Source organism: Chitinophaga pinensis (assembly GCF_007896845.1).
GTDB classification, from domain to species: Bacteria; Bacteroidota; Bacteroidia; order Chitinophagales; family Chitinophagaceae; genus Chitinophaga; species Chitinophaga pinensis_C.
Map to the genome: position 1 here is coordinate 266,866 of NZ_VOHS01000004.1, position 20,393 is coordinate 287,258.

The window sequence follows — 20,393 nt, forward strand, 5'->3', positions numbered from 1 at the left end:
TGTAAGAGCCCATCTTCATAGTATACATATGACCTGCTGTTACCTGCAGCATCTGTTGCTACCAGCAGATTTCCTTCTTCATCATAAGTATAGCTTATCTGACTGCCATCAGGATGAACGATGCTGGTAAGATTGCCCGCTTCATCATATGCATAACGGTAGCATCCCCTTCTTCATTGATCTCACGGTATACTTCAAAATCAGGAGTATGTTCAGTGAACCTCGAATACCCCATCGGATCTTTTATCTGATATACAACAAAGTCAGGCGTATAATAATAGGTGGTAGTCTGGTTCAGAGAATTTGTAATAAGATTATATCCTTCTTCCGGGTGGTATTCCAGCCGGCCACTCAGTATATCACCGTCTCCGCGGGTATAGACACAACGCCCTTTTTGATCATATTCCCAATAGAATGATTGTCCGTTCCTGTCCGTCTTTTTTACCATCTTATGATGATCATAAGTGATAGTAGTGCTTTGGCCGAGTGCATCGGTAATCGTACTCAGATCTCCTGCTTCATTATATGCATAACTGATCAGTACTTTTTCCTGTCCGCGGTGATGTACGCTGACATTTGTAATACGGCCGGCATGATCACTGCTGATATGCAGATGTCTGCCTGCACTGTCAATGACACGTACGAGCGTGCCCCGGAAATTATAATGGAAACTGATAATGAATTGTGCCTTATATGTATACTGACTAAGTGATACTGATGGGCCCTGTATATGTTTTACGGAAGGTATAATACAGTTTGTCCTCATGATGATACAGGAGGTATTCATCTATATCAGTCCGTGTGAGTGTTAGTTTTTCATGACGATTGTAATCATGTGCTCCCGGTACCGGCAGACTTTCAAATACGGCACTACGACCATCCCCGAGTAATACTACTACAACATTTTCCTGCAGGAACTCTTGTATACGCATGTCGTAACTAAGGTGTGTACCATGTCCCAGCATGCCTTCAAACTGGCTGTCACTATTCCATGATCTGTCCCATTGAAGCGGAATAGGCCCCGGCAACTGAAAATCGGTACCATCATAGATCACAATACCCTGTACGAGGTCAACCGGTTCAAATCCTTTTTTACACAATGCCTTACTCAGTTTGTTGCTACCTATTTTTCCTTTTAAGGCATGATTGAATTTTGTCAGTCCTTTCTTACCGATTTTGCCCAATCCTTTCATCAGTGCGCCAAACCCAAATGACATCACAAGATTCAGCAATACACCTGCCCAGTCAGGCACATAAGGGCCACCTACCATCACCGGTTTTCCGAAGGAAAGCGGAATAGAAAAAGAGGTAGGTAAATACATGCTGGGGATTGGTTTCAGTTTCTTTCCCGGCTGTAAGGAGAGCGGAATACCGATATCGTTACAGGTCATCAGCATATGTCCTGTAGGACTTAATAATCTGCCTTCTGCCGTCACTGTCTTGCTGCCAAAGAAATTCACAGAGTCATGTCCGATCATTGGCGCCAGCAGCCATGGGCCTCCCATTGGAAAGTGAAAGAGAATGATAATGATCCCGCTTGTATCACTGACACCGCGTGGTACATGATTTACTTTTGTGGTAGCGCCCATGAATGGAATATAGTCCATGGGATCGAGCACGAATCCTATGTAAGGGTGGGGCAGGGAATGGGAAATCCCAGCAGGATAACAATGTGGATATCAAGCCCTATGACGGGTATGAAATGTTTATTGCTGACCAGCATATGTAATTATTTTTAAGAGACTATAAAGCCTCGGGTTCTTCCATTTCGAGTGGCAGGATCAATGGTGCTCTTTTCTTGCGGATATTGTCTACATCGGCTTTCCAGTCTTCGCCAAAGAGCCGGCCCATTCTTTCGTCTATATCCTGTATGATGTTTTGTTTCCGGTTTGCATGTGCATAATCATAGTAGTCACGCAACAGATAGATGTAAATAGAAGCCGTGATTTCTTCATCCGGCAGCTGCCATCCAGCCAGATAGCCTTTTTCCAGTACATCATAATAGCGGCTGCTGTCTTTTCTTCTGCAGAGTTCTGCAGCCTGATACCAGGCATTCAATGCCTGTTGGGAGAATTTATGTAGTTCAGCCAGTTCGGCCTGTTGTATAAACCAGTTGATAGCTTCTGTGAAGCGGCGGCGTATCTGCGCATAAGCGCCGTGATATCCGTAGAATTGTACCATTAATGGCAGACAGGCGCCATCTCCCTGTTGAAAACCCTGTTTGGATATGCGCTGTCCGCGTTCCAGCAGTTCAGGTATTTTCGGATCTTTCTTAAAGTGAAAAAGCATGCCTGCATACATGATATGTGCGGTGGCAAATAATCCTTTGTTACCACTGCGTTGCGTAGTGTCCAATGCCTGTTGGCCCCAGCGATGCAGACGTTTTACATCTTTATCTTTGAGTGCTGCCCCCATTTCGAATACGCACTTGCGCAGCATGATTTCCGGATCATTCGGATTACCGGCGCCAGCCAGTTTTTTTATGGCGCCATGCAGATCCATCGGAATATGAAGGTGCAACAGCATATCCGGAAAATATCTGTCCTGCAGGGCAAAGTGATCTGCATCTACATGATCGATGACCAGTAATTTTACACCTGCCGGTATTCCTTTTTTAAGCAGATTACTGATCCAGTTCTTCATATCCTTTGTACTGCTGACCTGCCGGGGGATCAGTGCCAGTACCAATTCTTTTCTTTCCTGCGGTAATGCCTGTTTAAAACTTTCCAGCAATGATAACAAGGTATCATCCATCTGAAAGCCCCGCTGCTTTTCTAATGCCTGTCTGTATGGACTGGGATCCCATTGAAAGGAAGTCCGCTGTTGTACCTGCTCCAGCAGTCCGGTACTTTTATCATAAGTATCCAGCCAGTCTTTGATCAGGGCTGCGCTGAAAGTGTCTTCATCTTCGAAAGAGGTGAGGTGTGTAACAAACACTTCCGGCAGACTCCCATGTTCAGAAGATTCCAGTTTACAGAAACCTTCGTAGACACGCGCTTCCTCCGGTTTGATAATGAACCGTACAAATCGCAGGGATGGTTTTCCCGTTGTTTTCTCCCGCCATTGCTGCTGTATCTTATTGACCAGTTGCGCTATAGGATTGTGTTCATTCATAGTGTTGGATTAACAGTTCAGGTTCAGCATGCCGCCAACGATATCCGTGGTCACTTTTCCGTTTACTTTGACGTTGCCTTTGCTACTGTCAATATTTACCACATTTTCACCTGCTGCATAGAAGTTTTTGGTGTCAATATAGAGGTTGGATCCGCTGGAAACGGTATTGGCAGATTCTGCTGCAGACGTAATGGTTTTGGCGCCGCTTTCTATATTGTTTGCTGCGTTATCCACCAGTATGCTGGCATTTTCTTCACCAATAAATACTTTCTCTGTACCGACGATGTGTATTTCTTTAGATTTGAATTCAATTTTATTTGGTGCTTCCACAACGATATGATCTTCTGTTTTCACAGTGATCAGTGTCTGAGAACTGACGGTGATATTACCTGCACCATCCATGGCCATACTGCTGCCATTTTTATCTGTCACCGTAATACTGCCGGCTGCATCATTCAGGAGGATTGTATTCCCACTTCTGGTTTTCAGGGCTTTCATATCATTGCCTGAATTGCCATAGCTGCTCTTCGCACCGCCGTTGTAGGTAGCACCGATAACGAATGGTTGTTCCGGATTACCGCCTTCAAATTCAGTAATCACTTCTTCACCTACTTCCGGCATGATGAACATACCTTTATCACCACCACCTGAAGCAGATACCACTCTTATCCATGGTGTCTGTCCCTGTTGCATCCAGCGGAAACGAACACGGATACGGCCCAACCCTTTAGGATCATTATTTTCGGTTACAACAGCAGATTGTGGTTCTGTATAAGGAATATTACTGAGGTTGATATGTGGTGTGGCCACATCTGCAGGAATACCCTCAAACATATTGTGATAGCTGCCATTGGCGCCACAGTAGTGACGTATATTAGTGATCATGAATTCACCATGATGTTGTTCTGTACCCATAGCAGCTTCTTTGATGCTGACAGTATCGCCGATACGGAAAGAAGGATTGGTGCTGCTACCTTTGATAGTCACCATTTTGGCAAGTTTCCCTTTTTTCTGTAAGGTCGTCAGTTTATCCAGCTGTGCTTTTGCGCTGCTGTTGAAAGGGTAATTCATTTTATACAAACCTTCACGGCTGTATAACTTACTGCTGATATCACTGGCATGTTGGGAATAAGCATTCAGCTTACCCGTTTCTTTTGATTGTGTGGTATCTTCTACCACTTTATCCTGCCGGTAATCATAACCATTCAGTTTGGCGTTGTTGGGTTTTACAGATAATGCAATATTGAATTCCAGCAGATCTACCTGATGGGTCAATGTTGCTTTCTGCGGAGAATATTTACCAAATACCACTTGCTGACCATCATAGAAGAACCATTCTCCATGGCGTTCAGACAGACGGCGAATAAATTCGTAAGAAGTTTCTTTATACTGCACCACATATTTCTGCGTCTCTTTTGTATCCGGATTGATGGCTGTTTTCAGCACATTCGGCGGATAACTTTTAACAGTTGCAGATACGATGTCAGACACTGATTTGTTTTCGTAGAAAGTGATGTGCGGATCATCATCCAGCAGAATACTCGGACTATGCCCACGGATGATGCAATGACCATGTGTGCCATCGCCCATTTTTCCTGTGGTGATGTTGGTAACGATCCCTTTAAAGATAAGGTCTTTCACACCCGGTAATTGCTCTGCAGGAGCCACGGTGATCTCGATTTCTTCTCCCAGAAATTTATTCGCAGCACCGGAGATGCCGCCTCCCAGTTTTTCAAACCAGTCATAGCTCACATATATTTCAAACTCATGATGGTCATCCAGATACTGTCTCAGTTCAATCGTATTGAAGGTCTGGAACTGTTGTCCGGCTATGGAGAATGAGGTACTTGTATTCAGTGCCATAATATAAAAATTTGGAATGCAGCGTTGGCAGCAGCTGAGTGAAAAAGCGTTTCATCTGTTGCCTGCGCTTTAATTTTTATTATGTTTTTCCTTTAGTAACAATGGTCTGTTTAGTTCGCCTTCCACCTGTTGTGGTTGAAGGGCGATGTTTTCTCCTTTGAAACTGACATTAAAACTGGAGATGCTGGCGGCTCCCTGTTTATCGGCGGTGACCTGAAACATATTAGATGAGGTAATGTTCCATGATTTGTAACCGGGTAGTCCGTTAATGATACCGTTTGTGTCAGTGACTACATCATTGTACAGTAAGGCGCCTTTATCATCATACACGTCAAACTGTTTGCCTTTGAAATAGTAAGAGAGATAGTTATTGGAATGCATCCATAAAGGCGCATCTTTTTCTTCTTTTGGCACGGGGCCCATCTGTATAGAGTCTCTTTTGCCATCCGGATAGGCGAGGCCTATCCACAGATCCAGTGGATCGTTATGATGACTGATCAGACTAAAATGTACACTGTCATATATTGCTGATTGTCCGCCGGTAAAAATGGGCTTATCCAGCAACCATTCTTTTCGTTGCCCGGCGTGATTGGTCCCTTTTACAGCAATGGGGAAATTTTCTGCACCATAGGTATAGACGCTTACTTCCTGTTGTTGATGGAGGGTTCTTGTGCGTAGTGCACTCACCGGACTGAGGTACTTTGTAAAATCAACTGTTTTCCAGAATGTATCCTGCGGAGGATGTGCTTTACGTGCTTCGAGGTATTGCTTAGGCATCCACACGGCATCTTTCACTGCCACTTTACCGGTCTGGCTTTGTGCACAGATGCTGGTGGCTGTGTAGAATAGTGAAAGACATATCAGATAGCATATTTTCATACAGTGTCAGTTTACTTCCCAGAACCAGATCTCTTTTACCCGGCTGTCATTGGTATAATCGCCGGTGGCTGTCATAATTTGTGTGTTGACATGATACAGGAGATCGATGTGGTCGCCTGTATTGTTGGTACCGTAGAAGTCTTTAAAAAAAATGATGCCATTTTTTGACCAGTACTGGTTTGTGAGAAAGGCATTTTTCTGGGCCGCATTGCTGCATATTACCTGCAATGGTTTACCAAAATTGCGCCATAACCAGGTGGCCAGACTTTCTGCTCCTCTGGCGTAGCCATGTTTACATTTGGGATCCGTGTAGTTGGATAATGTGATGCCGGCTTTAATGAGGCAATGAGACATACGGATGGCACACTGATTTTCATAGTGATAAAATCCGTTTTTATCTTTTTCATCGCAGGGCATAGCATGGGCACTTCCCGCCGGTGCCTGGGAATCGTGTGGATAACTGCTCCATAATGTACTGAAAGCAGGGAATTTTTTCAGGGCCATGAGTACAATGTTTTAATCAGTGATCACATGATATATCGGGGTAACAAAACAGCCGGCAGAGTCCTTATCAGGATTGCGGCCACGGGTTTTTATACACGGAACTGCCCAGCTGTACTTCTCTGGCTGACAGTACCATTTTGATCTGCATGGGAACATCGCCTGCTGCTTTGAAATGCTCTTCATATTCTACGCAGTAGGCATCAGTGAATTTTAATTCCTTCATTTTAGACATGGCGTCACGGCGATAAAAAACAATGCTGCCACTTTTGGTCTGCGTGTTAGATACCATCCAGTCAAAGAGGTTTGTATTACCATCTGATTCTACCAATACAGTAACAGCACCTCCCGTCGGACGGGCAGCGGGTTTTCCGTTGTGATCTGTATGTTGGGCGAAAGAAAAATGGCAATCCAATACATTGAGTTCTTCTCCGTCTATACGCATAACTGCTTTAAATGACATATCCTTGAGGTTTTGCTTGATTAATATGGTATTAGTAATGAAATTTTTATGGGCAGCAAATGAAAATGTATATGGAAATTGGGGACCGGATTAACTGCTTCAGCAAGCGGCAGGTTTTTCCATAGTTACTAAAATTCAGATGCCGGATTAACGCTTATAACTATTCAATTAAAGATACATGGTCAATGCGAAAATAAATATTCCGGGACATATTGTGAATTATTTTATCAAAAAAAACAGATTAAAAAAGATGTTACTGTTCTGTTTGCTGAGCTTGTGGAAGTTCGCACAAAGGGAGATTTGCTGCGGGGCAATTTACAGATAAATGCTGCGGGGGAACAAGGGAACTTATCTATCTTGAATACAGATCCGGTTTGATAAAGCTTTGATAATACTCATCCTTCGTTCATCCTTCGTTCATAAACGAAGGATGAACGAAGGATAATAAAAGGATAATAAATATCAGCAGCAGATCAGGCCATTACCCGGCTATCAGCAAAGAGTGTCCGGGCGATCTCTTCCCCCACCAGATCTGCCATTGTTTCATTAGCTGCCAGTATGCCTGTGTCCGTTTGCAGGGAATAAGGTAAACCATCCAGAGTTCTGACCACACCACCGGCCTCTTCCACCATCAGGGCGCCAGCCAGCCAGTCACAGGCATCATCCCCCGATTCCCAGAATGCGTCGATGCGGCCTGCGGCCACATAAGCCAGTTGTAAGGAAGAGGGACCTGTCATCCGGACAGCTCCTGCCTGCGGCAGCAAGTTTCCTAGTGTGTCCATCAGCTGACGTACTTCTTTTGTTGCCTTATCCGGCTGATTGGGATGGGCGGTTACCAATATAGCATCGCTGAGTCTGTTGCGTATATTCACAGAAAGTCTTTCACCATTCATCCAGGCTCCCTGCCCCCGGAGCGCAGTAAATAGTTCATCTTTTACCGCATCATAAATGACTGAGCATACGGTCAGTCCGTTTTCAATCAGTGCCAGCGATATGCACCATGGAGAGAATCCCTGCAGGAAATGAATAGCTCCATCCAGCGGATCGCAAACCCAATACCGGTCGCCCGGAGACGATTCTCTTTGCTGACGGGGGGCAAATTCGGCATCTGACCAGAGGATATCCGGTGCAATCGCCAGTAAGCCTTCCCGGATGATATTAGTGCAAATCGTGTTCACCCGTTTAAACTGGAACAGCATCTCCTGCTTATTCCATGCTCTTACAGATGGGACCTCCTTTTTTATGCAATTTCCGGCCTTTTTAATGACCTCACTACTTTTTATAAGTAAAGTATTCATCTTTCTTTTTTACAGCAAAGAAAGGCAGGAAAAAAGGGTAGGAATTGGAGTCGGGAAGGAAGATGTTGGACTATTCGTGGAATTTGCTCCTGAAATTGCCCGGCGTATCACCGGTCAGTTTGCGGAACAGGCGGGAAAAGTAGGTATGATCCTCATAACCCAGTTCCCATGCGATGGTCTTGACAGGTTTGTCCGTGTAGTATAACAGGCGTTTCGCGGCATTCAGCATAGCATACTGCCGCCAGTAGGTCAGTGGGTAACCGGTTGTCTCCCTGACACAGTCATTCAGGTGAGCGGGCGTAATGTGCATTTGTTGGGCAAAAAAAGCGGGTGTCTGCGCGGCTCCTTCCTGTTGCAACAGTTGCATAAACTGACGGGTGATAGCCGCAGCCTGACGAATGCTTTGTGCGCCATTTTCAAGGATGCACTCAAATTCAGGTAATATCCGGTGAAAGAGTGCTTCACTGAGTCCTTTCATAATTGCCGGTTTATAACGTACAGGACAGCCGCCGGCGTTGAAGGTAGCCTGTAAACTGAGCGCCATCTGTATCAGGTCTCCGGCATCATGAAGTGGTGCATATTGCTGTTTTGTTTGCAGACTCTGAAAAGCAACTGCCAGCGTATCGGGTATCAGAAAAGGCGCAGTGGAAATGATCCATCCTTTTGCGCTGTGTACCTCATGCGCAAAGTGCACCTGCATAGGCTTGATCACCATCAAAGCAGGGGCTGTGCAGTGAAAAACTTCTCCCTCCATTTCCATTGTTCCGACACCCTCCGTCAGGATCATGACCAGATAATGATCATCCTGATGCGGCATAGTGGCATAGGCAATATCTTCCGGGATATCTTCGATGACCAGACCGCCGATATTGGATGGCTCCAGCGAATAGAAAGGAAGCTGTTTTTTCATGCCTGGTAAAAGTAGGCATATTCATCGGGGAATCAGGGTCGGATCGGGAAAAAGAAAAGCCGGACCATTACGATCCGGCTTTCTACAGTTGCTATGTTGCGTTGTTACGGCACAATAATAGTCTTCGATTCCTGCGTATGCGCACTGAAATATCCAATCGCATTGCCTTTGATATTGCTTACAGGATTCGCAGGTGTGGCAGAATTGCTTTCACCGGTTGCACTGTTGCTCAGACTGAAGAAGTATTTGTATACATCTGCATCGATGTTCATCATGTCTACGGTCACTTCATCTTTAGCGTGAATCTTCAGTGTTTCGTCATCATCATCCTGTCCGAGGATGTAAAGACGTGCATTGATCTCATTACCATTGGTCAGATCATCATTTCTTACCCAATAGCTCTTGATCATTTTGCCATTGATATACTGGCGGAAACGATAGTAGTTGGTCTCAGCTGCCGGATCTCTGAAGTTGACATTGGCTATTTTAGTCATGTCGCCAAACAGGTCTTCTTCAACAATTGATAATGCATCAAAAGGAACTTTTGAAGGCATGCGTGAAGTAGCTGTGTATTGTTCTCCATCAATGGTAACCAGCATTCCGTACGTAGTACCGCTTACACCTGACAACTCAGATGCGATGTAAACACCCGGCTCAGACGTCTCTGTCAGCAGGGTGGTATCTGTACCGTTCCAGATCTGTACTTTGGCGCCGGATACACCGTTAAAATCATTGTTGGCATCGAAGGTCTTGGTACGGCTGATCTTCACATTACATCCGCCTTTATTATCAGTCAGCACGCCTTCGATCACTAACTTGTTGTCATTACCGTTCAGATTGAGATCAATCTCTTTTTCACAGGCGGTGCCCAACAACAGCGCCGAGCCTAGTAAAGTATATATTAAACTGTTACGCATGGTTATTAGAACTTAAAGTTATAAGAGATAGAAGGAATGTATTTGAATAATGCAGTCTGTTTAGCGACTGTTTTGGTCGGATCATCCTTACTGTCTTCAAATGTGATGGTATATGCATTCTCTCTGCCATAAGCATTATAGAGACTGAAAGCGAGTTCGGATGACCAGCGTTTGCGTTTCTTCAGCTGTAAGGTAGCACCGAGGTCCAGACGGTGATAGTTTGGCATACGGTAAGCGTTACGGCCGGTGTAGTAGTAAACGGTTTGTCCATCGACATTGTATTTACCGGAAGGATAGGTTACTGCATCACCGGTATAATAGATCCAGTTCGCAGAGAGTGTCCATTTAGGACTCAGCTGGTATATCGCTACGATCGCGATGTCATGCGTTCTGTCCTGACGGGCATTGTACCATTCGCTGTTATTGATGCCGTCGATCTTTCTTTCAGTTTTGGACAATGTATAGCTCACCCAGCCATTGAACTTACCTACTCTCTTTTTGAACAACCACTCAATACCATAAGCGCGTCCTTTACCAAACAGCAGTTCAGATTCGATCGCATTGCTGACAGAGTTTACATTAGCACCATCACGGTAATCGATCTGGTTCTGCAATGATTTATAGTAGGTTTCAACTGTCAGTTCATAGTCGCCACCGAAGAGGTCTTTGTAGTAACCAATGGAGAACTGATCAGATATTTCCGGTTTGATAATATTGGTGCTGGCCACCCATTTATCTGTCGGACTGCTGGTCGTACTATTGGAGATCAGGTGCAGGTTTTGTGTATTACGCACATAAGATCCTTTTACGGAAGAGGTAGCATTCAGTTTATAGCTGATTGCCAGTCTTGGTTCAAGGTTGACATAAGTTTTTACGAAATCCCCTTTTTTGTAGTGCAGGGTGTCCAGTATTTTACCATCCGGGTCAATGTTGAAGAAATCACCTTTACCCAGTACGCTGAAGCTGGAGAGACGCAGGCCATAGGTCATGCTGAGCGCTTCAGACATTTTCCAGCTGTCAGTAGCATATATGGCATTCTCCCATGAGTAGCGGTCTTCCAGTGATCTTGCATTGATCTGAGAGGTTTCGGAAGTAGTTACCTGACCCGGTGTGATGGTGTGGTAGATACTGTTGATACCGAAACGGACATTATGACTGGAAGAAGGGTACCATTGTAATTCCTCTTTCAGGTTATAATCCCTGATCTTGGAATAGATATCTGCATTTACCGAACCACTGTTGATAGATACAGTATAGTCATAGTTACTGTAGATCAGGGAGGTGTTGGAGAATAATTTGTTATTGAAAATGTGGTTCCAGCGAAGGGTACCGGTGGTATTTCCCCATGACAGACCGAAGAGGTCACCTACGCCCAGCTTATCCTTTCCGAAGTAACCGGAGAGGTACAATTTATCTTTATCGCCCAGTTCGTAGTTCAATTTGGCATTGATATCGTAGAAGTAGAGTTTATTGTTATTGATACTGGAGTCATTGGACAGTTTCAGGAAGACGTCGGCATAAGTTCTGCGGCCTGTCACGAGGAAGGAAGATTTATCCTTCTGGATAGGGCCTTCGACGTTCAGTTTAGCGGAGATGAGGCCGATACCGCCGCTCACACCAAAGTCCTGATTATTACCGTCATTCATCTTGATATCCAGTACGGAGGACAGTCGGCCGCCATATTGGGCAGGCATACCGCCTTTATACACAGCGATATCTTTGATCGCGTCTGAGTTGAAGGTGGAAAAGAAACCCAGCAGGTGAGAAGCGTTATATACAGGCGCTTCATCCAGCAGGATCAGGTTCTGGTCGGCAGCGCCACCACGAACGTACATACCTGCGTTACCATCACCGGCGGACTTAATACCGGGCAGTAACTGGATAACTTTAATCGCATCTCTTTCACCGAGGAGAACGGGTACATTTTTCATCTCCTTGGCTGTCAGCTTCTCCAGACCCATCTGAGGGGCGGCGAGGCTTCTTTTTGTGCTGGTACCGGTAACGGTTACAGCGCCGAGGGAAACGGATTCGTCTTCCAGAGATATGTTAATGGTGGTGTCTTTACGCAGGGTAAACTCCAGACTGTTTGTCTGAAGGCCCATAGAGGTAAATTCAAGTTTGTGTCTGCCATCGGTGAGGGTGATGGAGTAAAATCCATATTCGTTGGTAGTGGTTCCCCCGCCACCGCTGACTCTTACGGTAGCGCCGATCAGGGTTTCGCCTTTGGCTTTGGATTTAATGGTTCCGCTAATTGTATGTTTCTGCTGTGCCGTGGCTTGCAGGGCCATCAGCGAGACAGCAATCAGCAACAATTTTGATTTCATCCGGTTTAAAATTTAGTGCGAAACAAATAATAATTATCTGATATGCAAAAAGTAGTCGGGCTGAAACAGACAAAATTAACGCTGAATCGGACAGGGAAAAGTTGAGCCGTCCGGTTTGTAGTGTGTAATTTGCAGTCTGAAGCACATGAAAAATATACCTGTCAGAAGTCTTGTACGCGTGAGCCTGATCGCACCTTTATGTATTGCCATTCTGGTGGGGCTAACCTCGTCTGCCAAAGAATACTCCCTCAATACAGTCCTTCTCAAGTCTGCATTGATGTACATCGTAATATTCTTTATGGGGATGTACAATTTAGGGCTTATGCTATGGTTGGCTTCCCGTTTACAATATGGTTCCCGCAACTACAAGATAATCAGAATAGTGCTGAGTTTTACCGGTGCGTCATTATTTAATTATTTGTTATTCAGAGGAATACTGTATTCGAGCCTGCATACTTACCTGATACCGGACTGGTATGAGCAGGTCCGGAATAAGATGATCTGGCCGATGTTGTTCCTGTTACATGGTCTGGTGGTGAATGTGCTGGTATTTATCCTCCATAACTACATAACGCTGTTACACGCGAAGAATCATACGGAGCTGGAGAATGCACGCCTGAAATTTGCCAACACGGAGGCTATTAACCAGTTATTGCGTCAGCAGATCCATCCACATTTTTTGTTCAATGCATTAAATACCCTGAAGTCTCTGATCCGTCGACAACCGGAGAAGGCGGAGGAGTATCTGATCCATCTGTCGGATTTTCTGAGAGCAAGTATTTCAAAAGGGCAACGGGATATTATTTCGCTGAAGGATGAGCTGAAACTAAGTTCAGATTATATGGAAATGCAGAAGATGAGAGTGGGGGAGGCCTTGCGTTTTGAAATAAGGGTAGATCAGCAGTCATTGTCCAATAAATGGTTACCGGCTTTTTCATTACAACCCTTGCTGGAGAATGCAATCAAGCATAATGTACTGACGGTGGAAGATCCGCTATGTCTTGAGGTCATACAGGAAGGAGAGTATCTGAAAGTAGTGAATAATCTGCAGGTCAAACACCAGACCGAAGTATCTACAGGCAGTGGACTGATGAATCTCACAGAACGTTACCGGATGCTGGCAGGAGAGGATATACTGATTGAGGATGACGGGAAGACATTCACCGTGAAAATTAAAATTTTACAACATGCAGGTAGTCATCATAGAGGATGAGGCGCTGACAGCAGAGGACCTGCAGGAGAGTATCCAGAAACTGGATGATACGGTGCAGGTGGCGGCGGTGCTGAAGTCGGTCAAGGAGGCAGTTGCCTATTTCAGAACACATGAAATGCCGGATCTGATCTTCAGCGATATACAGCTGGGAGACGGAGAGAGTTTTGATATATACAGGAATGTAGCGGTAACGGCGCCGGTCATCTTTTGTACAGCGTATGATGAATATGCGTTGCAGGCGTTTAAGGCAAATGGTATTGAATACATTCTGAAGCCGTTTACGGATGCCACTATTGCGGATGCACTCAGAAAATACAATACGCTGCGTCGCAGTTTTACTGTAAAAGATACCGGCGCCGCAAATGCGCTGGACGTTGTATACGAGCATGCGCCTAAGCCAGCAGCCATACTGGTTCATTACAAGGATAAGATCGTCCCTGTAAGACTGGATAGTATAGCACTGTTTTATATCGAAAGGGAGACTTTATGTCTGATGACTTTCGACCGTCAGCATTATTACCTGAAGAAGTCACTGGAGGAGGCTGAGCAGCTGTGCGGAGATATTTTCTTCCGTGTAAACAGGCAGTTTCTTGTGAACCGTAAAGCTATAAAAGATGCATCACATTACCTGTCCCGCAAGTTATGTGTTAATCTGCATGTGTCTTTCAAAGAAGTGATTACGGTCAGCAAGGAAAAGACTCCTCAGTTTTTATCCTGGCTGGGAGAGCGTTGATATTACCTCTTAGCAGCCCGTTTCTTCGGAGCGGCTTTTTTAGCAGCTGCCTTTTTCTTAGGAGCCGCTTTCTTCGCAGCCGCTTTCTTTGGCGTTGCTTTCTTAGCGGCCGCTTTTTTGGGCGTTGCTTTTTTAGCAGCAGCCTTCTTAGGAGCCGCTTTCTTTGCAGCCGCTTTTTTAGGCGCTGCTTTCTTAGCGGCAGCTTTCTTAGGAGTAGCTTTCTTCGCAGCTGCTTTCTTAGGTGTTGCTTTCTTTGCGGCTGCTTTCTTTTTAGGCGCAGCTTTTTTAGCAGCCGCTTTCTTTGGTACTTTCGCACCGGCTTTACGGGCTTCAGATAAACCTATGGCGATAGCTTGTTTGGGGTTGGTAACTTTCTTACCACTTCTGCCACTTTTCAGTTTACCTTGTTTCATTTCTTTCATGTTCTCTTCTACTTTGTCCTGGCTCTTTTTTGAATACTTTGCCATGGTGTGGAATTTAAAGGTTAATAAATAAATGATTACGGCTGTATCGACCGTAGTATCTTTTTCATATCAATGCCTTTACCAAGTACCGGTTTAAAGATGTCCCCCATCTCGTTGATACGGGCAAGAGCGTTGGTAATATTAAAGTCTTTCATTTTAAGTCCTTTTTTTACTTCCTCCCAGTGTAGCGGCATGGAAACCGTTGCTCCTGGTTTGGGACGCAGGGAATAAGGTGCCGCAAGCGTAGCCTTCGGTCTGTTCTGTAGATAATCAACATATATTTTGCCCTTTCTGTTCTGCGTCATGCGTTCAATACTTGTAAAAGAAGGAAGTTGGTGGTGTACCTGAGCGGCAATCCATTTGCCGAACAACTGACAATCTTCGTATGTATATTTTGCGTTTAAAGGAATGTAGATATGTATGCCGGTAGATCCGGACGTTTTGCAATAGCCTGGAACTTTGATGCTGTCTAGTACTTCTTTTGTAACCTGTGCAGTTCTGATTACCTGCTCAAAGGTATTCTTTTCTGTTGGATCCAGATCAATAATACACCAATCAGGATAATCAGGTTTACTGATCTTACTGTTCCATGGATTCATTTCAATAGCACCCAGATTGGCCATGTACAACAGACTTGCTTCATCAGTGGGGACCATGAAATTTTTGTCTTCACCTTCACTGGTATGATAAGGAAAGGTTTTGATCCAGTCAGGCGCTTTGCCTGTTACGTCTTTCTGGTAGAAACTTTTACCCTTTATGCCATTAGGAAATCTGTTGAGTGATTGCGGCCGGTCTTTCAGGTAGGGTAGTATGTAAGGTGCTACCTGATAGTAATAATTCAGCATATCCCTTTTAGTATACTTTTCTTCCGGCCAGAAGACTTTATTCAGATTGGTGAATTTCAGTGCATGTTTACTGACTGTTTTTACCTGTGTAGCCTCAGATGGATTCAGCAGTGTTTTGCGATTGCCACCGGTAACAGGCGTCAGCATTTGTTGAGAAATAGAGCCAGCGGCTTCTTTTACGACTTTGGCAACCGGTATAGCTTCTTCTTTTCCGACATCCTTTGCGGCTTTGTCTATGCGCATGCCTTCAAAAGAAGGATGACGCATGACACCATCTGAGGTAATCTCAGCATAACTCACTTCACATACCAGTTTCGGACTGAGCCAGATAGCAGTTGCTTTGGGCGGATTGGGGCGGAAACGGGAAGGTTTGTTGATATCGGGCACCGTACTGAAAGGAGATGTTTTTCTGATCAGTGGTTTGAATGCCTGCATCATATCCTTTTGTTGTGCACTGGTAAAGCCGGTGCCTATTTTTCCTGTGTATTGCAATTTTCCTTTTTCAAATACACCTACCAGTAAAGAGCTGAATGGTTTGGATGAGTTTTCATTGCGCGTATAACCACCAATGACCACTTCATGCCGCTTATTGATCTTGATCTTCAGCCAATCCCTGCTGCGGGCCCCTTTGAGGTAGCTACTATCTTCTTTTTTGGCGATAATACCTTCCAGTCCGAGAGATCTTGCTGCAGAAAGAAATGATGTAGAAGAGGTGTCTCTGAAGGCAGTGCTCAACCGGATGATATCGGGAGCGGGAAATAGGCGTTCCAGTAACTCCCGTCGTTGGATGAGGGGAAGTTGTGTAAGATCGTACCCATTCAGCCACAAAAGATCGAACACATAGTAGATCAATTCTCCGTCTGCTTCACTACGCCAGTTCTGCAGATCCGCAAAGCTGGAGATACCGTTTGGCGTCAGTACGACAATTTCGCCATCGATAACTGCATTGATCTTCCATGCTTCCAGTGCGTGATAGACAGGATAGAATTTATCGTCGAATGATTTGTTATTGCGGGAGATCAGCTGAACCTTGCCTTTGTTCAGCAGGGCAATAGCGCGGTAGCCATCCCATTTTACCTCGTACAACCAGCCGGGTGCATCCACAGGATGATCTACCAATGTGGCGAGCATGGGAGACAGGGTAGCTGGAAATTTAGCCTGCTTACCTGCTGAAGACTTTATATCCGAAGACTTTCGGGCCATATTGATATTGGAGCAAAGACCTTACCAGTCAGTGGAGCAGTCTCATGTAAAATCTTTTAGCCTGAAATTTGAAGAGGAATTTTTAAAAGCTTTAAGAGACATGGTGAAACCGGATTTTTTTATAGCGGGACTGGGATGTTCTGCGGGCTGTCTGGATGTATTGAAGACATTTTTTGCGAATGTACCTGAGCAGACGGGGATAGCTTTTGTGGTAGTACAGCACTTATCGAGGAATTATGTGAGTATACTTGACAAGCTATTGCAATCACATACGAAGTTGCCGATTATAAGGGTGTTGCAGGATATGGAGATCAGGCCTGATCATATTTATCTGTTGCCTGAGGGGAAGTTTTTGTTGATCAGGGATGGTATTTTACGTTTGATACCACGTACGACGACACATGTGGTGAATTATGCGGTAGATATATTTTTTACGTCATTGGCGGCGTATGCGGGTAATAAGGCGATTGGCATTATTCTGACGGGTATGGGGACGGATGGTCTGGAGGGTGCGAGGGCGATAGAGGGTGCGGGAGGGATTGTATTTGTACAGGATCCGGCATCAGCGGTATTTAAGGGGATGCCGGTATCGGTGATTACGGGAGATGAACCAGATGTAATATTGCCACCGGCGGAGTTGGCGCAGGCGCTTACGAAATATTATAAAACCGGGGAGATGAAGGATGATGAAGGGTTTGAGGCGGCTGGATAGCAAGCAGCTATCAACTTATTCATTACTGTTCTCTCTTTTTTCACATTGTTCAATATCATTCATTCCGTGTCAGCTGTATGGAGAAGTGAAGAAAATAATATTTTTGTGCAGAGCAATTGAGAAAGCAATCATACAGTATCTGCATGGCGTTCTTTTACACCTGCTTTTCTGGCGATGTGATAGTAGGCAGCGGGGAATAATATTCTTAACCAGTAGAGGTAGCGCTCCTTTCTGGCGATGAAGATGTGTTTCTTTTTGCGGACGATAGCGTCACAGATCTTTTCTGCACATACATCCACAGGTATACCATTGAGTTGTGCATGATCCATTTTATTGTAAGGCTGACCATCCGCTGTCAGTGCGGATAAAGGGAGTGGCGTATTGATTCTGCCGGGGCTTACAATTGTTATATAAAAGTCAGGTATGTCATGTTCTACCTGCAAAGTTTCAAAGTATCCTTTTAATGCGTGTTTGGAGGCCACATAACCACTGCGGCCGGGGAAGCCCATTAATCCGGACATACTGCTGACAGCGACTACATGTCCTTTGCCGCTCTGTTTGAAGTAAGGCAGCAGGTATTGTGTGATCGTCAGTGGGGCAAAAAAATTGACGTCCATCAGTTGGTTGTAGACGGAGAGACTGGTATCGGTTGCCATCGAACGTTGTCCGATGCCGGCGGAGTGAATGAGGATGTCGATATGCCCGAATTTCTGGAGAGCCTCTTCCACTATAATGTGTAGCGTGTCCCGGCGGGCTATGTCCGCCGGAAGCACTACGCAGGTTGTCAGCTGCGTTAGTTCACTAGCTAATGATTGCAATTTGTCCGTATTCCGTGCTGTGATGATCAATAATGCTTTTTGTCTGGCGAATTGTTTTGCCAGTGCAGCGCCGATCCCGGAGGAGGCGCCTATGATCCAGACTACTTTGTTTTCAAAATGCATGTGAGTGATAATAGTGTGCAAAGCTACGGTTTATAGGACTTGTTAGAAGGGGGATTTATGGATTGGTGGTTATTTATGTGATGTAGCAGGCGATCAGGCAGATGAGTAGATGAACAGATGATCTGGCAGGTGATTTAGGAGATGGTATGGTAGATTAGTAGATGCTATGGTAGGTTAGTAGATAGGCTGGTGGGAGATTCAGCAGATGAGTTGTTATGAAAAAGAGTTGGCAGTTGCAACATGTGGACTATAAGTGTGGGTCTTGCAATTGCTCTTGGGGCTGTGTCTTTGTGGCCTTTTAGTTATTATAGTTTATCAGTGTTGTAAATGGGCATCTCGCTTATATGGATATAAATGGCCGGGTTGTAATTGCTTCCGGGGCTGTGTCTTTTTAGCTCTTTAGTTATTATAGTTTATCAGTGTTGTACTAAATGGGCATCTTGCTTATATGGATATAAATGCCCGGGTCGTAATCGCTTGCGGGTCTATGTCTTTGTATATTCGGTGTATGTGACAAACAGGCACAGATTATGTGCGTGGTTTTGATCGGATGGTATATATTCGTATATTCCTTTTAAGATCATCCGCGTTATGCAGGAGATAGACTATCATGATACAGAACTGCTGCAAAGCATTGCCGATGGCAATGAAACATCGTTTGCCCGTTTCTTCCGGGCGGTGGCACCAATCGTGCAGGCTGATATAGCAATTATACTTAAAGGAGATAGCCATTGTATTCAGGCAGTATTGCAGGAAACTTTTATCATTATCTGGCTGCATAGAGACAAGCTGCCTCATATAAAAGATATGGACGCTTATGTGCGTTCTGTTTCATTACATGAGTGCTACAGCTATCTGCAGGATACAGCCGCAGACGAATTATTGCCGGTACCGCAATATGAGGAAGAACTTCCCCCGGAAGTACAGCATTATAAGGCCTATCAGGCGCTGATACATGATACAATCATGTCCCTGCCGGAACAGAGGAGACTGATCTATGAAATGCATCGCCTGAAAGCAATGCCTCCTGCACAGATAGCAGCTGTCATGAACCTATCTGCAGATACAGTTACCGGTGCGATTAATGCCGTACATCAATCAGTCAGGCAATGTCTGAAAGATGTCGCACATAGCAGCGTATCATCCCGCCACAATAACTGGGTCGTGGAAAAGACAAGGCTGCTGGAGGGTAATCCGCCTGTCATCAAGCCTTTTGATGAACACTGGACACCAATGATATCAAAGGCGACGGCCATAGACCGGCCTATACCGGCAGACAGTACACCTGCCATACGGAAGATCTATTCTGAACGTCTGAATTATCTGTATGCCGCGGCCGCATTGGTTTTTCTGATAGTTGGGCCGGGCATCTATCTGATATTTATGCGCTCGGAAAAGTCAGCCTCCTTTCGTACCCTATCTGCGGCTTCCGATCATAAATCAAAGGATACCCTACCTGACGGTACACAGGTTTGGTTGAATGCAGGCAGTGCGGTAAAGTATCCCGCTTCCTATACGGTGACCGACAGAGACGTTGAAGTAAGTGGCGAGGCCAGTTTCCGTGTAAATGCAGATCATGATCGTCCTTTCCATATCCGTGCACATCAGCTCTCCGCAGATGTGACTGGTACATCATTTAATATTCAAACCTATCCTACACCTGCCCGGCTGGTCATTACTGCTATAGAAGCAGCCGTGCGTTTACAGGCAGGAAGTAAAAGATTGTCCATTCCTGCCGGACAGCAGGCAGAGCTATCCCATGAGGGGAAAGTTTCTATAAGTAAGGCCGATACAGCGGCGATTGGTGCCTGGAAGCAGGAGGTGGAATAAGAATAAGCTTATTTTTATTGCGAAGAGGTCAGAGACGGAAATAAGAGATTTCCGTGGGATACTATTGTTGCGTGGTTAGGACTGTCGCATCCAGGAAGAACAATCCCTACATTCAGACCTATCTATATTAGTAAATGAGAAATATGTACATTTCGGAGGGCACTGCCTGTGGAAAAGTCATTA

18 protein-coding genes are annotated in these 20,393 nt (G+C 45.0%); 4 read left to right on the top strand and 14 right to left on the bottom strand.

The window, feature by feature from the left end:
• Positions 1-94: 94 nt before the first annotated feature.
• The 11 genes from FEF09_RS06110 to FEF09_RS06160 form a co-directional block, all read right to left on the bottom strand.
• Positions 95-766, bottom strand: a complete 672-nt coding sequence (locus FEF09_RS06110; protein ID WP_186774208.1) for an RHS repeat domain-containing protein — start codon at positions 764-766, stop codon at positions 95-97.
• Positions 705-1,619: a DUF6531 domain-containing protein gene (locus FEF09_RS06115; protein ID WP_146304291.1), complete on the bottom strand. Its 915-nt coding sequence runs from the start codon at positions 1,617-1,619 to the stop codon at positions 705-707. Before FEF09_RS06115 ends, FEF09_RS06110 begins: the two co-directional genes overlap by 62 nt.
• Positions 1,620-1,743: 124 nt before the next feature.
• The gene (locus FEF09_RS06120) at positions 1,744-3,114 is read right to left on the bottom strand and encodes a hypothetical protein (protein WP_146304292.1); all 1,371 of its coding nucleotides are present in this window, start codon (positions 3,112-3,114) and stop codon (positions 1,744-1,746) included.
• 9 nt (positions 3,115-3,123) lie between these two features.
• On the bottom strand, positions 3,124-4,977 hold the full coding sequence (locus FEF09_RS06125; RefSeq protein ID WP_146304293.1) for a type VI secretion system Vgr family protein: 1,854 nt from the start codon (positions 4,975-4,977) through the stop codon (positions 3,124-3,126).
• A 69-nt stretch (positions 4,978-5,046) separates the two neighbouring features.
• Entirely contained in the window at positions 5,047-5,856 is an 810-nt protein-coding gene (locus FEF09_RS06130) for a hypothetical protein (protein ID WP_146304294.1), read from the bottom strand.
• Positions 5,857-5,862: 6 nt separating this feature from the next.
• Entirely contained in the window at positions 5,863-6,360 is a 498-nt protein-coding gene (locus tag FEF09_RS06135) for a type VI secretion system amidase effector protein Tae4 (RefSeq protein WP_222596925.1), read from the bottom strand.
• 67 nt (positions 6,361-6,427) lie between these two features.
• Complete coding sequence (gene tssD / locus FEF09_RS06140) at positions 6,428-6,820, bottom strand: type VI secretion system tube protein TssD (protein WP_146304295.1); 393 nt, start codon at positions 6,818-6,820, stop codon at positions 6,428-6,430.
• A gap of 473 nt (positions 6,821-7,293) precedes the next feature.
• Positions 7,294-8,118 (bottom strand): inositol monophosphatase family protein, encoded by an 825-nt coding sequence (locus FEF09_RS06145; RefSeq protein WP_146304296.1) that lies wholly within the window; start codon positions 8,116-8,118, stop codon positions 7,294-7,296.
• 70 nt (positions 8,119-8,188) lie between these two features.
• Positions 8,189-9,028 carry an AraC family transcriptional regulator gene (locus FEF09_RS06150; protein WP_146304297.1) on the bottom strand — a complete coding sequence of 280 codons (840 nt, stop codon included), beginning with the start codon at positions 9,026-9,028 and terminating at the stop codon, positions 8,189-8,191.
• Between the two features lie 104 nt (positions 9,029-9,132).
• Entirely contained in the window at positions 9,133-9,945 is an 813-nt protein-coding gene (locus FEF09_RS06155; RefSeq protein WP_146304298.1) for a DUF4249 domain-containing protein, read from the bottom strand.
• Positions 9,946-9,950: 5 nt separating this feature from the next.
• Positions 9,951-12,269: a TonB-dependent receptor gene (locus FEF09_RS06160; RefSeq protein ID WP_146304299.1), complete on the bottom strand. Its 2,319-nt coding sequence runs from the start codon at positions 12,267-12,269 to the stop codon at positions 9,951-9,953.
• Positions 12,270-12,414: 145 nt separating this feature from the next.
• Here FEF09_RS06160 and FEF09_RS06165 point away from each other — a divergent pair, with 145 nt between their 5' ends.
• The gene (locus FEF09_RS06165) at positions 12,415-13,482 is read left to right on the top strand and encodes a sensor histidine kinase (RefSeq protein WP_146304300.1); all 1,068 of its coding nucleotides are present in this window, start codon (positions 12,415-12,417) and stop codon (positions 13,480-13,482) included.
• Positions 13,457-14,215, top strand: coding sequence for a LytR/AlgR family response regulator transcription factor (locus tag FEF09_RS06170; RefSeq protein WP_146304301.1), 759 nt, complete (start codon positions 13,457-13,459; stop codon positions 14,213-14,215). Before FEF09_RS06165 ends, FEF09_RS06170 begins: the two co-directional genes overlap by 26 nt.
• Positions 14,216-14,217: 2 nt before the next feature.
• Here the strand turns inward: FEF09_RS06170 and FEF09_RS32730 are convergent, their stop codons facing one another.
• The gene (locus tag FEF09_RS32730) at positions 14,218-14,682 is read right to left on the bottom strand and encodes a DUF6496 domain-containing protein (RefSeq protein ID WP_261387353.1); all 465 of its coding nucleotides are present in this window, start codon (positions 14,680-14,682) and stop codon (positions 14,218-14,220) included.
• Positions 14,683-14,714: 32 nt separating this feature from the next.
• Complete coding sequence (gene ligD, locus FEF09_RS06180; RefSeq protein WP_146304302.1) at positions 14,715-16,655, bottom strand: DNA ligase D; 1,941 nt, start codon at positions 16,653-16,655, stop codon at positions 14,715-14,717.
• 172 nt (positions 16,656-16,827) lie between these two features.
• Here ligD and FEF09_RS06185 point away from each other — a divergent pair, with 172 nt between their 5' ends.
• Positions 16,828-17,439, top strand: coding sequence for a chemotaxis protein CheB (locus FEF09_RS06185; protein WP_186774209.1), 612 nt, complete (start codon positions 16,828-16,830; stop codon positions 17,437-17,439).
• A gap of 128 nt (positions 17,440-17,567) precedes the next feature.
• Here the strand turns inward: FEF09_RS06185 and FEF09_RS06190 are convergent, their stop codons facing one another.
• The gene (locus FEF09_RS06190) at positions 17,568-18,380 is read right to left on the bottom strand and encodes an SDR family oxidoreductase (protein ID WP_146304304.1); all 813 of its coding nucleotides are present in this window, start codon (positions 18,378-18,380) and stop codon (positions 17,568-17,570) included.
• A 591-nt stretch (positions 18,381-18,971) separates the two neighbouring features.
• Here FEF09_RS06190 and FEF09_RS06195 point away from each other — a divergent pair.
• Complete coding sequence (locus FEF09_RS06195) at positions 18,972-20,210, top strand: FecR domain-containing protein (RefSeq protein ID WP_146304305.1); 1,239 nt, start codon at positions 18,972-18,974, stop codon at positions 20,208-20,210.
• Positions 20,211-20,393 lie beyond the last annotated feature (183 nt).